At 56.2% G+C, this 17,461-nt stretch carries 16 protein-coding genes and 1 other annotated feature; of the genes, 9 read left to right on the top strand and 7 right to left on the bottom strand.

Annotated elements, in window-relative coordinates; all coding sequences use genetic code 11:
* Positions 1–19: 19 nt before the first annotated feature.
* From ettA to AAZT04_RS19635, 4 genes are all read right to left on the bottom strand, one after another.
* On the bottom strand, positions 20–1,687 hold the full coding sequence (gene ettA, locus AAZT04_RS19620) for an energy-dependent translational throttle protein EttA (RefSeq protein ID WP_041414175.1): 1,668 nt from the start codon (positions 1,685–1,687) through the stop codon (positions 20–22).
* Positions 1,688–1,827: 140 nt separating this feature from the next.
* Complete coding sequence (locus AAZT04_RS19625; protein WP_020825128.1) at positions 1,828–2,325, bottom strand: OmpA family protein; 498 nt, start codon at positions 2,323–2,325, stop codon at positions 1,828–1,830.
* Between the two features lie 35 nt (positions 2,326–2,360).
* Positions 2,361–3,608 (bottom strand): diguanylate cyclase domain-containing protein, encoded by a 1,248-nt coding sequence (locus AAZT04_RS19630; RefSeq protein WP_048762898.1) that lies wholly within the window; start codon positions 3,606–3,608, stop codon positions 2,361–2,363.
* Positions 3,605–4,219 (bottom strand): YfiR family protein, encoded by a 615-nt coding sequence (locus tag AAZT04_RS19635; protein ID WP_122077080.1) that lies wholly within the window; start codon positions 4,217–4,219, stop codon positions 3,605–3,607. Before AAZT04_RS19635 ends, AAZT04_RS19630 begins: the two co-directional genes overlap by 4 nt.
* Before the next feature lie 737 nt (positions 4,220–4,956).
* Between AAZT04_RS19635 and sltY the strand changes: the two genes are divergently transcribed.
* Together sltY and trpR are read left to right on the top strand one after the other, a co-directional pair.
* Positions 4,957–6,885: a murein transglycosylase gene (gene sltY / locus AAZT04_RS19640; protein WP_187962260.1), complete on the top strand. Its 1,929-nt coding sequence runs from the start codon at positions 4,957–4,959 to the stop codon at positions 6,883–6,885.
* Positions 6,886–6,940: 55 nt separating this feature from the next.
* Positions 6,941–7,270, top strand: a complete 330-nt coding sequence (gene trpR, locus AAZT04_RS19645) for a trp operon repressor (RefSeq protein WP_020825132.1) — start codon at positions 6,941–6,943, stop codon at positions 7,268–7,270.
* A 21-nt stretch (positions 7,271–7,291) separates the two neighbouring features.
* On the opposite strand, the gene yjjX is transcribed toward trpR, so the two are convergent.
* The gene (yjjX, locus tag AAZT04_RS19650) at positions 7,292–7,831 is read right to left on the bottom strand and encodes an inosine/xanthosine triphosphatase (protein ID WP_020825133.1); all 540 of its coding nucleotides are present in this window, start codon (positions 7,829–7,831) and stop codon (positions 7,292–7,294) included.
* A 111-nt stretch (positions 7,832–7,942) separates the two neighbouring features.
* Here yjjX and gpmB point away from each other — a divergent pair, with 111 nt between their 5' ends.
* Entirely contained in the window at positions 7,943–8,590 is a 648-nt protein-coding gene (gene gpmB / locus AAZT04_RS19655; RefSeq protein WP_434681435.1) for a 2,3-diphosphoglycerate-dependent phosphoglycerate mutase GpmB, read from the top strand.
* On the opposite strand, the gene robA is transcribed toward gpmB, so the two are convergent.
* On the bottom strand, positions 8,587–9,456 hold the full coding sequence (robA, locus tag AAZT04_RS19660) for an MDR efflux pump AcrAB transcriptional activator RobA (protein WP_020825135.1): 870 nt from the start codon (positions 9,454–9,456) through the stop codon (positions 8,587–8,589). The genes gpmB and robA overlap by 4 nt on opposite strands.
* Positions 9,457–9,798: 342 nt before the next feature.
* Here robA and creA point away from each other — a divergent pair, with 342 nt between their 5' ends.
* Positions 9,799–10,278: a protein CreA gene (gene creA / locus AAZT04_RS19665; protein WP_020825136.1), complete on the top strand. Its 480-nt coding sequence runs from the start codon at positions 9,799–9,801 to the stop codon at positions 10,276–10,278.
* A 44-nt stretch (positions 10,279–10,322) separates the two neighbouring features.
* Here the strand turns inward: creA and arcA are convergent, their stop codons facing one another.
* Positions 10,323–11,039, bottom strand: a complete 717-nt coding sequence (gene arcA / locus AAZT04_RS19670) for a two-component system response regulator ArcA (protein WP_004949989.1) — start codon at positions 11,037–11,039, stop codon at positions 10,323–10,325.
* A gap of 633 nt (positions 11,040–11,672) precedes the next feature.
* Here arcA and AAZT04_RS19675 point away from each other — a divergent pair.
* The 5 genes from AAZT04_RS19675 to thrC all read left to right on the top strand — a co-directional run bounded on the left by AAZT04_RS19675 (position 11,673) and on the right by thrC (position 17,406).
* Complete coding sequence (locus tag AAZT04_RS19675) at positions 11,673–12,359, top strand: tRNA/rRNA methyltransferase (RefSeq protein WP_020825137.1); 687 nt, start codon at positions 11,673–11,675, stop codon at positions 12,357–12,359.
* Between the two features lie 212 nt (positions 12,360–12,571).
* Positions 12,572–12,640, top strand: coding sequence for a thr operon leader peptide (gene thrL / locus AAZT04_RS19680; protein WP_071998276.1), 69 nt, complete (start codon positions 12,572–12,574; stop codon positions 12,638–12,640).
* Positions 12,579–12,697, top strand: a sequence feature (Thr leader region). (Overlaps the previous gene by 62 nt.)
* A 25-nt stretch (positions 12,698–12,722) precedes the next feature.
* A complete protein-coding gene (gene thrA, locus AAZT04_RS19685) occupies positions 12,723–15,182 on the top strand; it encodes a bifunctional aspartate kinase/homoserine dehydrogenase I (RefSeq protein WP_401527509.1) in 2,460 nt (819 codons plus the stop codon).
* A gap of 1 nt (position 15,183) precedes the next feature.
* A complete protein-coding gene (thrB, locus tag AAZT04_RS19690) occupies positions 15,184–16,113 on the top strand; it encodes a homoserine kinase (protein WP_020825139.1) in 930 nt (309 codons plus the stop codon).
* Positions 16,114–16,116: 3 nt separating this feature from the next.
* Positions 16,117–17,406 carry a threonine synthase gene (gene thrC, locus AAZT04_RS19695; protein ID WP_020825140.1) on the top strand — a complete coding sequence of 430 codons (1,290 nt, stop codon included), beginning with the start codon at positions 16,117–16,119 and terminating at the stop codon, positions 17,404–17,406.
* Positions 17,407–17,461: the final 55 nt, after the last annotated feature.

Below are 17,461 nucleotides of genomic sequence, written 5' to 3' on the forward strand. Positions count from 1 at the left end.
GCATGCGGCGCCTTTCGGATTACTTGGCGATTCTCTTGTACTTGATACGGTGCGGCTCAAGCGCTTCGGCGCCCAGCGTACGTTTCTTGTACTCTTCGTATTCGGTGAAGTTACCTTCGAAGAACTCGACGTTACCTTCATCCTGGTAATCCAGAATGTGGGTAGCAATACGGTCGAGGAACCAACGGTCGTGCGAGATAACCATCGCGCAGCCCGGGAACTCCAACAGGGCGTTTTCCAGCGCGCGCAGGGTTTCGATATCCAGGTCGTTGGTCGGTTCGTCGAGCAGCAGTACGTTGCCGCCAACCTGCAGCAGCTTGGCCAGGTGCAGACGACCGCGCTCACCGCCGGACAGTTCGCCCACGCGCTTGCCCTGATCGACGCCTTTGAAGTTAAAGCGACCGACGTAAGCACGGCTTGGCATTTCGGTGTTGCCGATACGCATGATGTCCTGGCCGCCGGAGACTTCTTCCCAAACGGTTTTTGAATTGTCCATGCTGTCACGGAACTGATCGACCGAGGCAAGCTTGACGGTGTCGCCCAGCACGATGCTGCCGGAATCAGGCTGTTCCTGACCGGACATCATGCGGAACAGCGTGGATTTACCGGCGCCGTTCGGGCCGATAATGCCGACAATCGCGCCTTTAGGCACGGCGAAGGAGAGATCGTCAATCAGCACGCGGTCGCCGTAGGACTTACGCAGGTTGCTGACTTCAACCACTTTATCGCCCAGGCGTGCGCCAGGTGGAATAAAGAGTTCGTTGGTTTCGTTACGCTTTTGGTATTCGGTGCTGTTCAGCTCTTCAAAGCGGGCCAAACGCGCCTTGCCTTTGGACTGACGGCCTTTAGCGCCCTGACGAACCCACTCCAGCTCTTTCTCGATGGATTTGCGGCGTGCGGCTTCGGAAGAGGCTTCCTGCGCCAGACGTGCGTCTTTCTGCTCCAGCCAGGAAGAGTAGTTGCCTTCCCACGGGATGCCTTCGCCGCGGTCCAGCTCGAGGATCCAGCCGGCCACGTTGTCGAGGAAGTAACGGTCGTGGGTGATCGCCACAACGGTCCCTTCGAAGTCGTGCAGGAAGCGTTCCAGCCAGGCCACGGATTCCGCATCCAGGTGGTTGGTCGGTTCGTCCAGCAACAGCATGTCCGGTTTTTCCAGCAGCAGGCGGCACAGCGCGACACGGCGACGTTCACCACCGGACAGGTTGGCGATTTTTGCGTCCCATTCCGGCAGGCGCAACGCATCGGCGGCGCGCTCAAGCTGGGTATTCAGGTTGTGTCCATCATGGGCCTGAATGATTTCTTCCAGACGGCCCTGTTCAGCGGCCAGCTTGTCGAAGTCCGCGCCTTCTTCAGCGTACAGCGCGTACACTTCATCAAGACGTTTCAGGGCACCGACCACTTCCGCCAGCGCTTCTTCGACCGACTCGCGGACGGTGTGCTCCAGATTCAGCTGCGGCTCCTGAGGCAGGTAGCCGATTTTGATCCCTTGCTGCGGGCGAGCTTCACCTTCGATATCGGTGTCGATGCCGGCCATGATGCGCAACAGAGTAGATTTACCCGAGCCGTTCAGACCCAGCACGCCGATTTTGGCGCCAGGGAAGAAGCTCAGTGAGATGTTTTTCAGAATATGACGCTTCGGCGGAACCACTTTGCCGACGCGGTGCATGGTATAGACGTATTGAGCCACGGTGCTCTAGCCTCTCTATATCAGTTTTTATAGGATGTCTGGCTGCGGAGTGTAGCCCGTTTCGAAAGCGGATCCCAGACATCACTCAGCGATCGCTAAGTATAACCGGTTATGCGCCCGTGAAGGCGCATATTGGTGGCTTAAGGAGTGACGACGATCGCGACGCGGCGGTTTTCCGCCCGGCCGCTGGAGGTGCGGTTATCGGCGACCGGGTCGCGTTTGCCCATGCCGCGAGTTTCGATGTTAGCGCGTGGGATGCCTACGCTGGCCAGCAGGTCGGCCACCGCATTGGCGCGGCGCAGCGAGAGCTGGTCGTTATAGCTGTCTTCACCGTAATTATCCGTGTGACCGTCCAGACGGAATTTGGTGATGCCGACGCTCATCAGTGCACGGCCCATTTTCTGTACCGTGTCGGTGCTTTCCGGGTTCAGCTTGCCCACGTTGTTGCCGAACAGCACCTTGTCGGACAGGCCAAATTCCCAGCCGTTATCCGTCAGTTTGAACCCTTGCGACTGCAACAGGGCAATCTGCTCGGGCGTCAGGCCCTGCGGCTTGCTCTGACAGCCGGCGAGCGCCAGCAGGGCGATAAACATCATCGTCAGCAGTGAAAAACGGTTTTTTAGTGTTTGCTGTATCATAATCAAATCCCTAGTTTTATTTTATAGCCGGGGCTTTATTTTTGTATTGCCAGCCGCCAGCCTCCGTTATAACGATGCTTGGCCTGGTACATCGCATCGTCAGCTTCGTGCAAGAGCCCCTGAGGCGTCACCGCATGTTCAGGGTAAAGTGCAATACCGATACTCAAAGAGGAAATGACCTCTTCGCCGTTCGGTAACATCACCGGTTGGGTCATGCAGTCGATAATGTTATCGGCAATCTGCAGTACATCTTCCGTAGTGTGGACCGGTGCCAACAGTACGGCGAACTCATCACCTCCTAAACGTGCAACCAGGTCGCTTTCGCGCAGCTGCGCGCGGATACGCCCGGCAATGGTGGTCAGCACTACGTCGCCGGCGGCGTGGCCGTAGCTGTCGTTAACTTCCTTGAAGCGATCGCCGTCGATAAACAGCACCGCCAGTTTTTCGGGTGACTCGATGTCTCCCAGCGCGCGACTCAGTCGGCCTTCGAAGAAAGCGCGGTTTGGCAAGCCGGTCAGGCTGTCGTGGGTCGCCCGGTGGGTCAGCGAGTCATTCTCCTGTTTCAGGTGCGCCTGCCAGGCTTCCAGTTCGTCAAGCAGGCCATTAAAGTCGCTGCTCAGCTCATGCAGTTCGGCAATCGGTGCCGAAGGTACCCGCAGCCCAAAGGCGCGATCGCGCCGTACCGCATGCGCCACGTTAGCGATATCGTCCAGCGAGCGGACGATCCCCTGCAACATGCGGCGCGACAATACCAGCGCACACAGGGTACTGAGCACCAGACAGGCGATCATGCCTACCATACCGCGTAGCAAAAAACGCAGCAGGCTGCCGCCGTGGCCGCTTAGCCACACTTTGCCGACCTCTTTGCCTTCGTGAGTGATCGGCAGGATCACCGGTTGTGGCAACGCCCAGTGCGCCACGACTTGCTCCATGCCGTGCAGTGGGCCGTCCTTGGGATGGTGCCAGGTCGCAAGCACTTTGCCGTTGTTGTTCAGAATTCTGGCTTCCGACACTTCCTCTTTAGAGGCGATCAGCACCAGGGCTTCGCGGGCGGCGGCACGGTCTTCGAACACCACGGCGGCTTCAACGGTATAGCTGATGGAGCGCGCGATCAGATGCAGGTTATGGTTGGCATAGGCGCGCAGTGCGAACAGCGCCACCAGGGTCAGGAAGATCCCCGCAGTACCCACGGCAATCAGCGCCAGCCCAAGGTGTACTCTTTGCAGTACCCGGCCCAGCGTAGGGCGTGACTGACCCGAACGGTTCTTGCGCAACCACTTCATAGCGGGGGCGCCTGTTTGCGTGCCAACTGCAGCACGTTGGGGTGAACGCGCACGCCGCTACGTGCCAGCGCATCGAGATTGGCTTTAAAACTTGCGGTATCCCCTTCGATTTGCAGGCAGAACGCGCTGCCGGCCGAGCATTCAACATCGTTTTCGCTGATGCTGAGAATGGAATGGCCGCTGATACGCTGTATAAAATTCTGTTTCTGGCCGGCGTTAATATTGCCCAAATAAATGACATCGCAGCCGGTGCTCAGCAGCGGGCTGTCAAAGGATACGCGCTCGGCCTTAATGGGCCGCGGAGCGCTAAGCAGGATCGGATCGAACAGGCCTTCGGCATACTGGGTAGGTGCCGTCACACACAGTCGGATCGGATTGGGTTCGCTGGGCCAGCGGGCATAGCTGATAATGCCTACCACCACGGTGGTGACGGCATGGATGCGATTTTGATAAGGATCACCGGTTTCGGGGCGGGCTGAACCGGGAAAGGCCAGCAGGGTGAGCAGCACCAGCGACAACAGGCGGCCGTAGTCCAGACGTGCGCAAATGAAACTCGCAAGAGAATTTTTTGCGCAGGTCGCTAACCACGCGGCATTATTTGCCATCTTCATCTGCCATTCCTGCCCAGATCCGCAGTACCGATGCGGCAACATAACAATGAGAAGCCTGACCCGCTCGAAGGGATAATTGCCTTACTGAAAACTGTCAATCGCACTGCCTGATGAACACTATCTACCCATTATTGGCGCGGATTGTATTATAAGATATCCCGGTTGCGCGCTTTATGTGCCGTTTTCTCAGAATTATCTTACCTTTTTTTAATAGTATAAAAACGTCCGTCAGGGTTTGCCAGGCGTTTTCTGCAAAGTTAGCCCGCCCGGCCTGAGGTTTGGGGCATTTGCGCAACGGCGTTGTCGTCGGCCAGGAAATATATCCTACATGACTAATTATTTCAGATGACTTCATCTTATTGTCGGCAGCGCTTATTAATAATAAATGAGCTGCTCGTTTCCAGTGTTAACCTCGGGTTAATGATTAATACGCTGTCTTTGGCGCCGGCTTTATTTTATTTGTCAGCGAGGGTAAACCTTTTTTACCTGAAGCCCTTCGTGACGATAAACTTCATCTACAGTAGTGAATGGATAAGCGATCGCGCTGTCTATGGTAGATGGCTGAGCCAGTCACTCAGCGCCTCCTTTTGTTCTGGCGTGCCGGATGAAGCGATATCCCACGACAGAGCGCGAAACACTCGGAGAGCCGTTTCACTGTCCGTTGGCTGCTGGCGTAGCGCGGCAACGGGGGAATCGGCTCTGGCAACACCATCAGCATTAGCGAGGAAAGAGTCAGTATGGTCAAGGTAGACAAGTGGCGGTTTTTGGCTGTGGGCCTGTGCCTGACGGCATTCTCAGGCGCCGCATTGGCGGACTCGCTGGACGCCCAGCGTCAGCGTTACCTGCAGATTAAACAGGCGTGGGACAGTAAGCAGATGGACGTCGTGGCGCAATTGATGCCGACGCTGCGTGATTACCCGCTATACCCTTATCTGGAATACCGTGAGCTGACGCAAGATCTCAGTCAGGCTGGTTTCTCCGAGGTGAACGATTTTATCAAACAGCATCCGACGCTGCCGCCGGCCAAATCGTTGGCCCCGCGCTTTGTTAACGAGCTGGCACGGCGTGAAGACTGGCGGACTCTGTTGGCCTTTAGCCCACAGGCGCCTAAACCTATAGCTGCGCGTTGCAATTACTACTACGCCAAATGGGCCACCGGCGATCAACAGGCGGCCTGGAGCGGTGCTGAAGACGTTTGGATGAGCGGTAAATCGTTACCGGGCTCCTGTGACAAGCTGTTCAGCGTCTGGAAGGGCTCCGGCAAACAGACACCATCGGCGATACTGGAGCGTATGAAGCTGGCGTTGAAAGAGGGCAACAGCGGCCTGGTCAACAGCTTGTACCGTCAGTTGCCGTCAGATTACCAAACCATGGGCGATGCGTTGGTGCGTCTGCAAAACGATCCGGCCACGGTAGAATCCTTTGCCCGTAGCGTAGGGCCAACAGATTTTACCCGTGCCGCGACCGGCATCGCTTTTGAACGCCTGGCGCGCCAGGATGTAGAAAATGCTCGCGCGATGATCCCGACGCTGGTGCGCCTGCAGAAAATGAGCGACAGCGAGCAGTTGGGGTTGGAAGAGGCGGTGGCCTGGCGCCTGATGGGCAGTGATGCCACCTTCGAACAGACCCAATGGCGCGATAAGGTGATCCTGCGCAGTCAGTCTCCGGCTCTGCTGGAACGTCGTGTGCGTATGGCATTGGGCAATGGCGATCGCCAGGGGGTGGCTACCTGGCTGGCTCGCCTGCCAGCGGAGTCTCGCAATAAAGACGAGTGGCGTTACTGGCGTGCAAGCCTGCTGCTGGACGAAGGCAAACGCAGTGAAGGTGAAGAGATCCTGCGTCGCCTGATGAACGAACGCGGCTTCTATCCAATGGTGGCGGCGCAGAAACTGAATAAGCCTTACCCGGTAATGGTGGCCGTGGCGGCGAAACCTCGCGCTTCGCTGGTGGACGGACCGGAGATTGCCCGGGTACGCGAACTGATGTACTGGAATATGGATAATCTGGCGCGCAGCGAGTGGACCTCGTTTGTGTCCAGCCGCAGTCGTCCGGAACAGGAAGCGCTGGCGCGTTATGCATTCGAGCAAAAATGGGCCGATCTCAGCGTGCAGGCAACCATCGTTGGCAAACTGTGGGATCACCTTGAAGAGCGCTTCCCGGTAGCCTGGCCGCAAGAGTTCCGGGCCGCGACCGATGACAAGGGGATCACGCCGAGCTACGCCATGGCGATAGCCCGTCAGGAGAGCGCCTGGAACCCGAAAGCCCAGTCACCGGTAGGGGCTAGCGGCCTGATGCAGGTGATGCCGCGTACCGCGCAGCATACGGTGCAGATGTACAATATTCCCGGCTACTCAAGCCCAAGCCAGCTGCTTGATCCCCGGGTTAACATTACCATCGGTACCAGCTACCTGGAGTATGTGTACCAGCAGTTCGGCCGTAACCGCATTCTGTCATCGGCGGCCTACAACGCCGGTCCATCGCGGGTGAATACCTGGTTGGGCAACAGCGAAGGGCGGGTAGATGCGGTGGCGTTTGTCGAAAGCATCCCGTTCTCGGAAACCCGTTCTTATGTGAAGAACGTACTGGCCTATGACGCATTTTATCGCTACCTCATGCATCGTCCGGCCAAGGTGCTGACCGATGCCGAGTGGCAGAGGCGTTATTGATTTTTGCGGCGCTATGGTATGCTGCTGTACTAGTTAAATAGTATGGTGGCTTGCCATGACGCAATTATCGCTTAACGACCCGGCTCTTTCAGAACAAGGCAATGAGGATTGGCTGCGCTTTGTCGCGCTGCTGCAGAATTCGTTCGCCCAGGATCTGCATCAACCGCTGCTGCAACTGCTGCTGACGCCGGACGAAAGAACGGCTTTGGGGACGCGGGTGCGGATTATTCAGGAACTGATGCGCGGTGAGATGAGCCAGCGTGAGCTGAAGAACGAGCTGGGGGCCGGTATTGCCACCATCACTCGCGGTTCGAACAGCCTGAAGGCGGCGACGCCGGCGTTGAAGCAGTGGCTGGAGCAGCAATTGCTGGGCGAGGCACCTTAGTCGCGCCACGCCCGTATGCGCTTATTTTTGCGGCGCGTTGTTATGGTTTTGGTAGATCGGGTTGTGGAAGGGCACTAGCGCCAACAGCAGAGCCTGATGGTAAACGCTGGTGCGGCTCAACCGCCCATCGGTGAAGATACCGATAGCGCCGCCCTGGCGCTTCACTTCGGCATTGCCGGTGATGGTCGCCATTTCCGTCCCCAATTCGCGGCCGGCGCGAATTCCCTGTAAAATCGTCTCCGGCAGCATCAGACTGGCTGAACGCGATTCGCCCCGGGTGTACGGGTTTTCCACCGTCATCCAGGCGAAGGTCATATTCTCTTCGATACCCGCTTCCACGCCGACCCAAAAGTCGGCCTCCGGGCGTACCTGGCGTGCTTCCATGACGCGCTGGCGTGCACCGGTACGGGTTTCGAGATTGCCGATGGGTTGCAGTGAGACACCACTGGCGACGTCGACCGATTCAATGCGGCATTGGTCTACGCCAAAGGTGTCCTCAAAGGCCAACTGAATAGCCTTAATCTTTGCCGGGTTGGTAGTTGCAGCGACAACATGATACATAACGGGTTTAGCATCCTTAAGCTAAGAGCCTATTCAATACGTCAGACGCTTGCGCAAGCGGCCTGTGACGAAGATAAACTCAGGTTTCACGCAGTATAACGGAAAAGCAAAATGTTACAGGTATACCTCGTTCGCCACGGCGAAACGGAATGGAATGCGGCTCGCCGTATCCAGGGTCAGTCCGACAGCCCGTTAACCGCCCACGGTGAACATCAGGCTCATCTGGTTGCCCAACGCGTCAGCAAGCTCGGCATCACGCACGTGATTACCAGCGATTTGGGGCGTACCCGACGCACCGCGCAAATCATCGCAGAAGCTTGCGGTTGCGAGGTGATAAACGATCCACGTTTGCGCGAGTTACACATGGGGGTTCTGGAAGAACGCCTGATCGACAGCCTGACGCCGCAGGAAGAGCAGTGGCGCAAGCAGATGGTCGATGGTACTGCTGACGGCCGTATCCCTCAAGGTGAATCCATGAGGGAGCTGGGTGGGCGGATGCGCGAGGCGCTGGAAAGCTGCCTGATGCTGCCGGAGGGGAGCAAACCGCTGATCGTGAGCCACGGTATCGCGTTGGGCTGTTTGATCAGCACCGTGCTCGGGTTACCGGCCTATGCCGAACGTCGCCTGCGTTTGCGCAACTGTTCGCTGTCGCGTGTCGACTATCAGCAGAGCCCTTGGCTGGCTTCCGGCTGGATTGTCGAAACGGCGGGCGATATCACGCATCTGGACATGCCCGCACTCGACGAACTGCAACGTTAACGGCGGATCGGGATCAAATAGTCGCAGTTGATCTCGGTCGGCGGTTGGGGTGGCCGACGGTCACCCTTGGGATAAAAGCGCTCAATGTCGTGCCCTTTGCGGCGCGTGAGTTTGAGTGCCGGCAGACAAGTGCCGTACAGCGTCAGAATAAAGTCCTGTAAGCCGGAGGCCGGGCCTTCATAACTGAACATCGCATACTCGCCACCCTGCAGCGTCAGCGGCTGCCCAGCCTGAATTTCCTTCGGAACGTGATGCGGTTCCAGCGCCGTGGTGTACAGCACTTCCTGCTCGTCATCCTTTTCCTGGCTTGGACGCGAATGGTGCAGACCATACAGCACCGGCGGCAGCGTTTCCGCTTCGCCCAGGTACTGGCGCCAGAACTGCGACCGCAGCTCGGTACGGAAGTTTGAAATTTGCTCCAGCGTGCACGAATAGCTTTGCGTCAGGCCAATCAGGTGCAGTTCCGGTAGTGTGACAAACTCTGGCTGCGGCAGGGTAAAGGCGCCCAGGCGAATTGGCGGACAGATGCCGAATGCGCTCCAGTCTTCGGCGCGACGATACAACGCCGGCGTTTGCGCAAACTGTTTTTTAAATGCGCGAGTGAATGTCTGCTGCGAGTCGAAGCGATACTGTAAGGCGATATCCAGAATAGGGCGGCTGGTTAAACGCAGCGCCACCGCAGCCTTGGATAATCTCCTTGCCCGGATATAAGCGCCGATGGCGTTACCGGTAATATCTTTGAACATCCGTTGTAGATGCCATTTTGAGTAACCCGCTTTTGCCGCCACGTTGTCCAGCGACAAGGGTTGGTCCAAATGGCTTTCCAGCCAGCTAAGCAGATCACGAATGATACCGGCTTGATCCATAGATCTTCCTCGTAGAGCTTTAGGGTCGGGACCCGAACTGTTTATTCGTCACGCTGGTGCTTGCGCTATCAGACCAATCCATGAGCCATTTTGCGTAGCACTCTTTGCCTCTCGCAGCGGGTTGTGCGGGAGTTGGACAGGGGCACACCTTAAAGGGCGCAAAGAAATAACGACGCCGCATAATAGCAATTTTTTTCCTCTGAGACTCTCAAAGATTTTTTTCACGCTCTGTGCTAAAAAGACCGGTGCAGACCGGAAAAACCCCTATTCTGTGACCTGAAACATAAACAATATTAATTGCCTGCGGCTATTTTCAGCGCCCAGGTTATTGGAGTTAAGTGAATGAAAAAAGGATGGATATTTTTGTTTGGTTTAGTTTGCGCAACGGTAAACAGCGCGCAGGCAGAACAGGTTGGGTCGGTGGATACGGTATTCAAACTCTTCGGTCCGGACCACAAAATCGTGGTGGAAGCATTCGACGATCCTGATGTTAAAAATGTAACTTGTTATATCAGCCGAGCCAAAACCGGTGGCATTAAAGGTGGGCTGGGATTGGCGGAGGATACTGCGGATGCGGCCATTTCTTGCCAGCAGGTCGGGCCGATTGCGCTGAACGATAAAATCAAAAACGGCAAGGCAGAAGGGACGGTGGTGTTCCAGAAACGAACGTCGCTGGTGTTCAAGAAGCTGCAGGTGGTACGCTTCTACGATTCAGCTCGTAATGCGTTGATTTATCTGAGCTACTCAGATCGTGTGGTGGATGGTTCGCCGAAGAACGCGCTGAGCGCGGTGCCGATCATCCCTTGGGGTGAGGCAAAATAAGAGACTTGGGGTTCAACTGAACCCCAACTATTTTAACGCGAGACTTACTCTTCCAGATCGCCGCAGAAACGGTAGCCTTCACCGTGAATGGTAGCGATGATTTCAGGCGTGTCCGGCGTGGATTCGAAGTGCTTGCGGATGCGACGAATGGTCACGTCCACGGTGCGGTCATGCGGTTTCAGCTCGCGACCGGTCATCTTCTTCAGCAGTTCGCCACGGGATTGGATCTTGCCCGGGTTTTCGCAGAAGTGCAGCATGGCGCGGAATTCACTGCGCGGCAATTTGTATTGCTCGCCCGCTGGGCTGATCAGTGAGCGGCTGTTGATGTCCAGCTCCCAACCGTTGAACTTATAGCTTTCAACCAGACGGCGTTCTTCGCCGACGCTGCCCAGGTTCATGGTGCGGGACAGCAGGTTGCGCGCGCGAATGGTCAGTTCACGTGGATTAAATGGCTTGGTGATATAGTCATCAGCGCCGATTTCCAATCCGAGGATCTTATCAACTTCGTTATCACGGCCGGTCAGGAACATCAGCGCAACGCTGGCCTGTTCGCGCAGTTCACGCGCCAGCAGCAGGCCATTTTTGCCTGGCAGATTGATGTCCATGATAACCAGATTGATATCATTTTCAGACAGGATGTTGTGCATCTCTGCACCATCATTGGCTTCATGAACAACGTAGCCTTCCGCCTCGAAAATGCTCTTCAGGGTGTTACGAGTGACTAACTCGTCTTCGACAATCAGAATGTGCGGGGTCTGCATATTTGCTACCTAAAATTGCCAACAAAATAGAAAATAGGAAGTACAGAAGTCTTTGTTTTCTTAGCGGAGGGCAGAGATTAGCGCTCACGTTCCCTCTTACCAAATGACTACAGTACGTAAACTCGTTCTTGATGCACTTTCCATCTCATGTCAACAAGATCGCTAGCTTGGTGGGGGTGCTATTCCTTACATCCCCAAAGGTGCCAAAACGGCGCATATCCTAACCCTATTAACAGCAATATAACAGTGCGTACCGAATTCATCACCCAACAAAACTAAGCTTTGTTGACATATATCAAATTCAATTGTAGCACGTTAACAGTTTTGTGAAAAACACTTACAGAAATGCCAGCTTAAGTCACAGAACCATAAATTCTGTGTACGATTCAGCATTGTTGTGCCTAATGAGGTAGAATTAACGGCTTATTGATAAAGCAGTTATATTAACACCTTGATTAATAAGAGTAGTAAATCATAAGAAGTAATAATATGTATTCCGTGCCATTTATAAGGCCAATAGCGCATTTACCCCTGTCTATCGCGGTGCGCGGGATTATTGTTGCACACTTGTAAATATAATCAGAGTATCCTGAACAGTCAAAAACCTGCGATCCCTTATTCAGTGGAGTATTGATGCAGCTGCATATTGTTTTAGTGGCTCCGGCACGGCCGGAAAACGTCGGCGCTGCGGCGCGGGCAATGAAAACCATGGGCTTTACTTCGTTGCGCATTGTCGACAGCGAAGCGCACCTGCAGCCGGCGGCGCGTTGGGTTGCTCACGGGGCGGGAGACATCCTCGACGGCGTGCAAACTTTTGCCACTCTGGAACAGGCACTGGCGGACGTAGATTTCACCGTGGCCACCACGGCCCGCAGCCGGGCACGTTTTCATTATTACTGTACGCCGCAGCAACTGTTGGGCCAACTGAGTGAGCGCAGCCAGTGGGTGAACCAGGCGGCGCTGGTGTTTGGCCGTGAAGATTCCGGCCTGACCAATGAGGAGCTGGAACTGGCGGATTTGCTGACCGGCGTACCTATGCAGGCGGATTACCCTTCGCTCAATCTCGGTCAGGCGGTGATGGTGTACTGTTATCAACTGTCAGAGCTGATGAACGTCAGTGCGCCACAAGAGCCGGTAGCCAACGAGGGGCAACTCAAGGCATTACGTCAGCGCGCCGAGGGATTACTGGCGGCGCTGGAGGTCAGCGACGATCAAAAATTGCGCGACTGGCTGCATCAACGCCTTGGTGTTCTGCAACAGCGGGACACGGCGATGCTGCATACTTTGTTGCACGATATCGAAAAAAAACTGACAAAGTGATACCCGTAAACATGGCTAATTTTGCAGTGTGATCCACTGCAAATTTGCCGCCTGCCTGTCTTTTTGTTCTGTCATCTGGCTTTTCATCTCTCGCATCGCCCGGTTAGCCTGCTGGACGATAAATAAGCAAAAACAAGAAATAATTTGACTTGGGATAGCGATTGCTTTAACCAATAGAGGGGACAGAGTATTTAATGAGACAGACAGACAAAATGCGAAACATCAGCCTGAACACAACAATTATTACCACCACCGATACCACAGGTAACGGGGCGGGCTGACGCGTACAGGAAACAAAAGAAAAAAGCCCGCACCTAACCAGTGCGGGCTTTTTTTTCGGCTTAAATTCGGGAGAGACAAGAAATGCGAGTGCTGAAATTTGGCGGAACCTCGGTAGCGAATGCAGAACGTTTTCTGCGCGTTGCCGACATCATGGAAAGTAATGCACGTCAGGGACAGGTGGCCACGGTCTTGTCCGCTCCGGCTAAAATCACTAACCACCTGGTGGCAATGATTGAAAAAACGGTAGCGGGGCAAGACATTCTGCCAAATATGAGCGATGCAGAGCGCATCTTCGCCGACCTGCTGAGCGGGCTGGCGCAGGCGTTGCCCGGCTTTGAGTACGATCGCCTCAAGACGTTTGTCGATCAGGAGTTCGCCCAGCTCAAGCAGGTGCTGCATGGCGTTGCGTTGCTTGGACAGTGCCCGGACAGCGTGAATGCGGCCATTATCTGCCGCGGCGAGAAGCTCTCCATCGCCATCATGGAAGGGGTGTTTCGCGCCAAAGGTTTCCCGGTCACGGTGATTAACCCGGTTGAAAAGCTACTGGCACAGGGGCATTACCTGGAGTCCACGGTAGATATCGCAGAATCCACATTGCGTATCGCCGCATCGGCCATCCCGGCGGATCACATTGTGCTGATGGCCGGTTTCACCGCCGGCAACGACAAGGGCGAATTGGTGGTGCTGGGCCGTAACGGTTCCGACTACTCTGCCGCGGTGCTGGCTGCCTGTTTGCGCGCCGACTGTTGCGAGATCTGGACCGACGTTGACGGCGTTTATACCTGTGACCCACGCACCGTGCCGGATGCCAGGCTGTTGAAATCGATGTCGTACCAGGAAGCCATGGAGCTTTCCTACTTCGGCGCCAGCGTTCTCCACCCCCGCACCATTGCCCCCATCGCCCAGTTCCAAATCCCCTGCCTGATCAAAAACACCGCTAATCCACAGGCGCCAGGCACGCTGATTGGCGGCGAAAATCTGGATTCTGGTACGCCGGTGAAGGGCATCACTAACCTGAACAATATGGCGATGATCAACGTCTCCGGTCCGGGGATGAAAGGCATGGTCGGCATGGCGGCGCGGGTGTTTGCCGTAATGTCGCGCGCCGGCATCTCTGTGGTGCTGATCACCCAGTCGTCATCCGAATACAGTATCAGTTTCTGCGTGCCGCAGAGCGAACTGCAACGTGCGCGTCGGGCGCTGGAAGACGAGTTCTATCTTGAATTGAAAGACGGCCTGCTGGAGCCGCTGGACGTAATGGAACAGTTGGCGATCATCTCGGTGGTCGGCGACGGCATGCGTACCCTGCGCGGCATTTCGGCCAGCTTCTTCTCTGCGCTGGCTCGCGCCAATATCAACATTGTCGCTATTGCTCAGGGCTCTTCTGAACGCTCCATCTCGGTGGTGGTCAGCAATGATTCCGCGACCACCGGGGTGCGCGTTTGCCATCAGATGTTGTTCAATACCGATCAGGTGATTGAAGTGTTTGTCATCGGCGTTGGTGGCGTGGGCGGCGCGTTGATCGAGCAGATTTACCGTCAGCAACCTTGGCTGAAACAAAAGCATATCGATCTGCGGGTGTGCGGCATTGCCAATTCGCGTGCCATGTTGACCAACATTCACGGCATTCAGCTTGAAAGCTGGCGTGATGAGCTGGCCGGCGCGCAAGAGCCGTTCAACCTGGGGCGTTTGATTCGTTTGGTGAAGGAGTACCACCTGCTGAACCCGGTGATTGTCGACTGCACCTCCAGCCAGGCCGTTGCCGATCAATACGCGGACTTCCTGGCCGACGGATTCCACGTGGTGACGCCGAACAAAAAGGCCAACACCTCGTCGATGAACTACTACCAACAGTTGCGCACCGCCGCTGCCGGTTCGCGCCGCAAGTTCCTGTACGACACCAACGTCGGCGCGGGCTTGCCGGTGATCGAAAACCTGCAAAACCTGCTGAACGCCGGTGATGAGCTGACGCGTTTCTCCGGCATCCTGTCCGGTTCGCTGTCGTTTATTTTCGGCAAACTGGACGAGGGCATGTCGCTGTCGGCGGCGACCCTGGAGGCCAAGGCCAAAGGATATACCGAGCCGGATCCACGTGACGACCTTTCCGGTATGGACGTGGCCCGCAAGCTGCTGATCCTGGCCCGTGAAGCGGGGTACAAGCTGGAACTGGAAGATATTGAGGTCGAGTCGGCGCTGCCGCCTTCCTTTGACGCCTCCGGGGATTTGGAAACCTTTATGGCGCGCCTGCCGGAACTGGATAAAGAGTATGCTCGCAATGTGGCCAACGCCGCTGAGCAGGGCAAGGTGCTGCGCTACGTCGGCGTCATTGAAAATGGCCGCTGTCAGGTTCGCATAGATGCGGTAGATGGCAACGATCCGTTGTATAAAGTGAAGAACGGCGAGAACGCCTTGGCTTTCTACAGCCGTTACTATCAGCCGTTGCCGTTGGTACTGCGTGGCTACGGTGCCGGTAACGATGTGACTGCAGCAGGGGTCTTCGCCGATCTGTTGCGCACACTGTCATGGAAGTTGGGAGTTTAATATGGTTAAGGTGTATGCGCCGGCCTCAATTGGCAACGTAAGCGTCGGCTTTGACGTTCTGGGTGCAGCGGTGTCACCGATCGACGGTACCTTGCTGGGCGACTGCGTCAGCGTCGAGGCTGCCGCCACGTTCAGCCTGCAGAACGCCGGTCGCTTTGTCAGCAAACTGCCGGACGATCCAAAAGAGAATATCGTTTATCAGTGCTGGCAGCGTTTCTGTCAGGAGATCGGCCGTGAGATCCCGGTGGCGATGCGGCTGGAGAAAAACATGCCGATCGGTTCAGGCTTGGGTTCCAGCGCCTGCTCGGTGGTTGCCGGGCTGATGGCGATGAACGAATTCTGCAACCGTCCGCTGGATAAAATGACCCTGCTGAGCCTGATGGGCGAGCTGGAAGGCCGCATCTCCGGCAGCGTGCATTACGACAACGTGGCGCCTTGCTACCTTGGCGGCTTGCAACTGATGCTGGAAGAAGAAGGCTTCATCAGCCAGGAAGTGCCATGCTTTAAAGACTGGCTGTGGGTGATGGCCTATCCGGGCATCAAGGTGTCCACCGCCGAAGCGCGCGCGATTTTACCCGCGCAGTATCGTCGTCAGGACTGTGTCAGTCACGGTCGCTATCTGGCGGGCTTTATTCATGCCTGCCACACCCAGCAGCCGCGTTTGGCCGCCAAACTGATGCAGGACGTGATTGCCGAGCCGTACCGCACCCGCCTGCTGCCGGGCTTTGCCGATGCGCGTAAAGCTGCGCAGGATATAGGTGCGCTGGCTTGCGGTATTTCCGGCTCCGGCCCGACGCTGTTCGCCGTCTGTGATGATGGCGCTACGGCTCAACGCATGGCCGATTGGCTGACTAATCACTATCTGCAAAACGACGAAGGTTTTGTTCATATTTGCCGTCTGGATACCGCAGGCGCACGACTACTGGGATAACGCATGAAACTGTACAACCTTAAGGATCACAACGAGCAGGTCAGCTTCGCGCAGGCGATCAAACAAGGCCTGGGCAAACAGCAAGGGCTGTTTTTCCCGCTGGAACTGCCGGAATTTGAATTGACCGAAATCGATCATCTGCTGGAGCAGGATTTTGTCACCCGCAGCAGCCGCATCCTGTCGGCGTTTATTGGCGACGAAGTTTCCGAAGAAGCTCTGCATAAGCGCGTAGCGGCGGCCTTTGAATTCCCGGCACCGGTGGCGCAAGTGGAAGACGACATCGCGTGCCTGGAGCTGTTCCACGGCCCGACGCTGGCGTTCAAAGACTTCGGCGGCCGCTTTATGGCGCAAATGCTGGCGGAAGTGGCAGGCGATCAGCCGGTGACTATCCTGACGGCGACTTCCGGCGATACCGGCGCGGCGGTGGCACATGCTTTCTACGGCCTGAAGAATGTTCGCGTGGTGATCCTTTACCCGCAGGGCAAAATCAGCCCGTTGCAGGAAAAACTGTTCTGCACCCTGGGCGGCAACATTCACACCGTGGCGATTGATGGCGACTTCGATGCTTGCCAGGCCCTGGTCAAGCAGGCGTTTGACGATCAGGAGCTGAAAGAAGCGCTGCACCTGAACTCGGCCAACTCGATCAATATCAGCCGCCTGCTGGCGCAGATTTGCTACTACTTCGAAGCGGTAGCGCAACTGCCGCAGGAAGCACGTAATCAACTGGTGATTTCGGTACCCAGCGGTAACTTCGGCGATCTGACCGCCGGCTTGTTGGCCAAATCGCTGGGCCTGCCGGTGAAGCGTTTTATCGCCGCGACCAATGCCAACGATACTGTGCCGCGCTTCCTGACGAATGGTCAGTGGCAGCCACACGCCACGGTGGCTACGCTTTCGAATGCGATGGACGTCAGCCAGCCGAATAACTGGCCGCGCGTAGAAGAGCTGTTCCGTCGCAAGATCTGGCAGTTGAAAGAACTGGGGCACGCAACGGTGAGTGACGAAACCACCAAGGACAGCATGCGTGAGCTGGCGCAACTGGGCTACCTTTCTGAGCCGCATGCGGCAATCGCTTATCGCGCGTTGCGTGACCAATTGAAGGAAGGGGAGTTTGGCTTGTTCCTCGGTACTGCGCATCCGGCCAAGTTCAAAGAGAGCGTAGAGGAAATTCTCGGTCAGGAGCTGCCACTGCCCAAGGCGCTGGCGCTGCGCGCCGATTTGCCGCTGTTGTCCCACAATCTGCCGGCCAGCTTTGGCGAACTGCGTAAGTTCCTGATGGCCTTGCCTGCCTGATCCCGCTGGAGGCATAAAGCGAAAAGCCGTCATTGCGACGGCTTTTTTTATGGGC

This window comes from Serratia sp. Je.1.23.a (genome assembly GCF_051129805.1).
GTDB classification, from domain to species: domain Bacteria; phylum Pseudomonadota; class Gammaproteobacteria; order Enterobacterales; family Enterobacteriaceae; genus Serratia; species Serratia liquefaciens.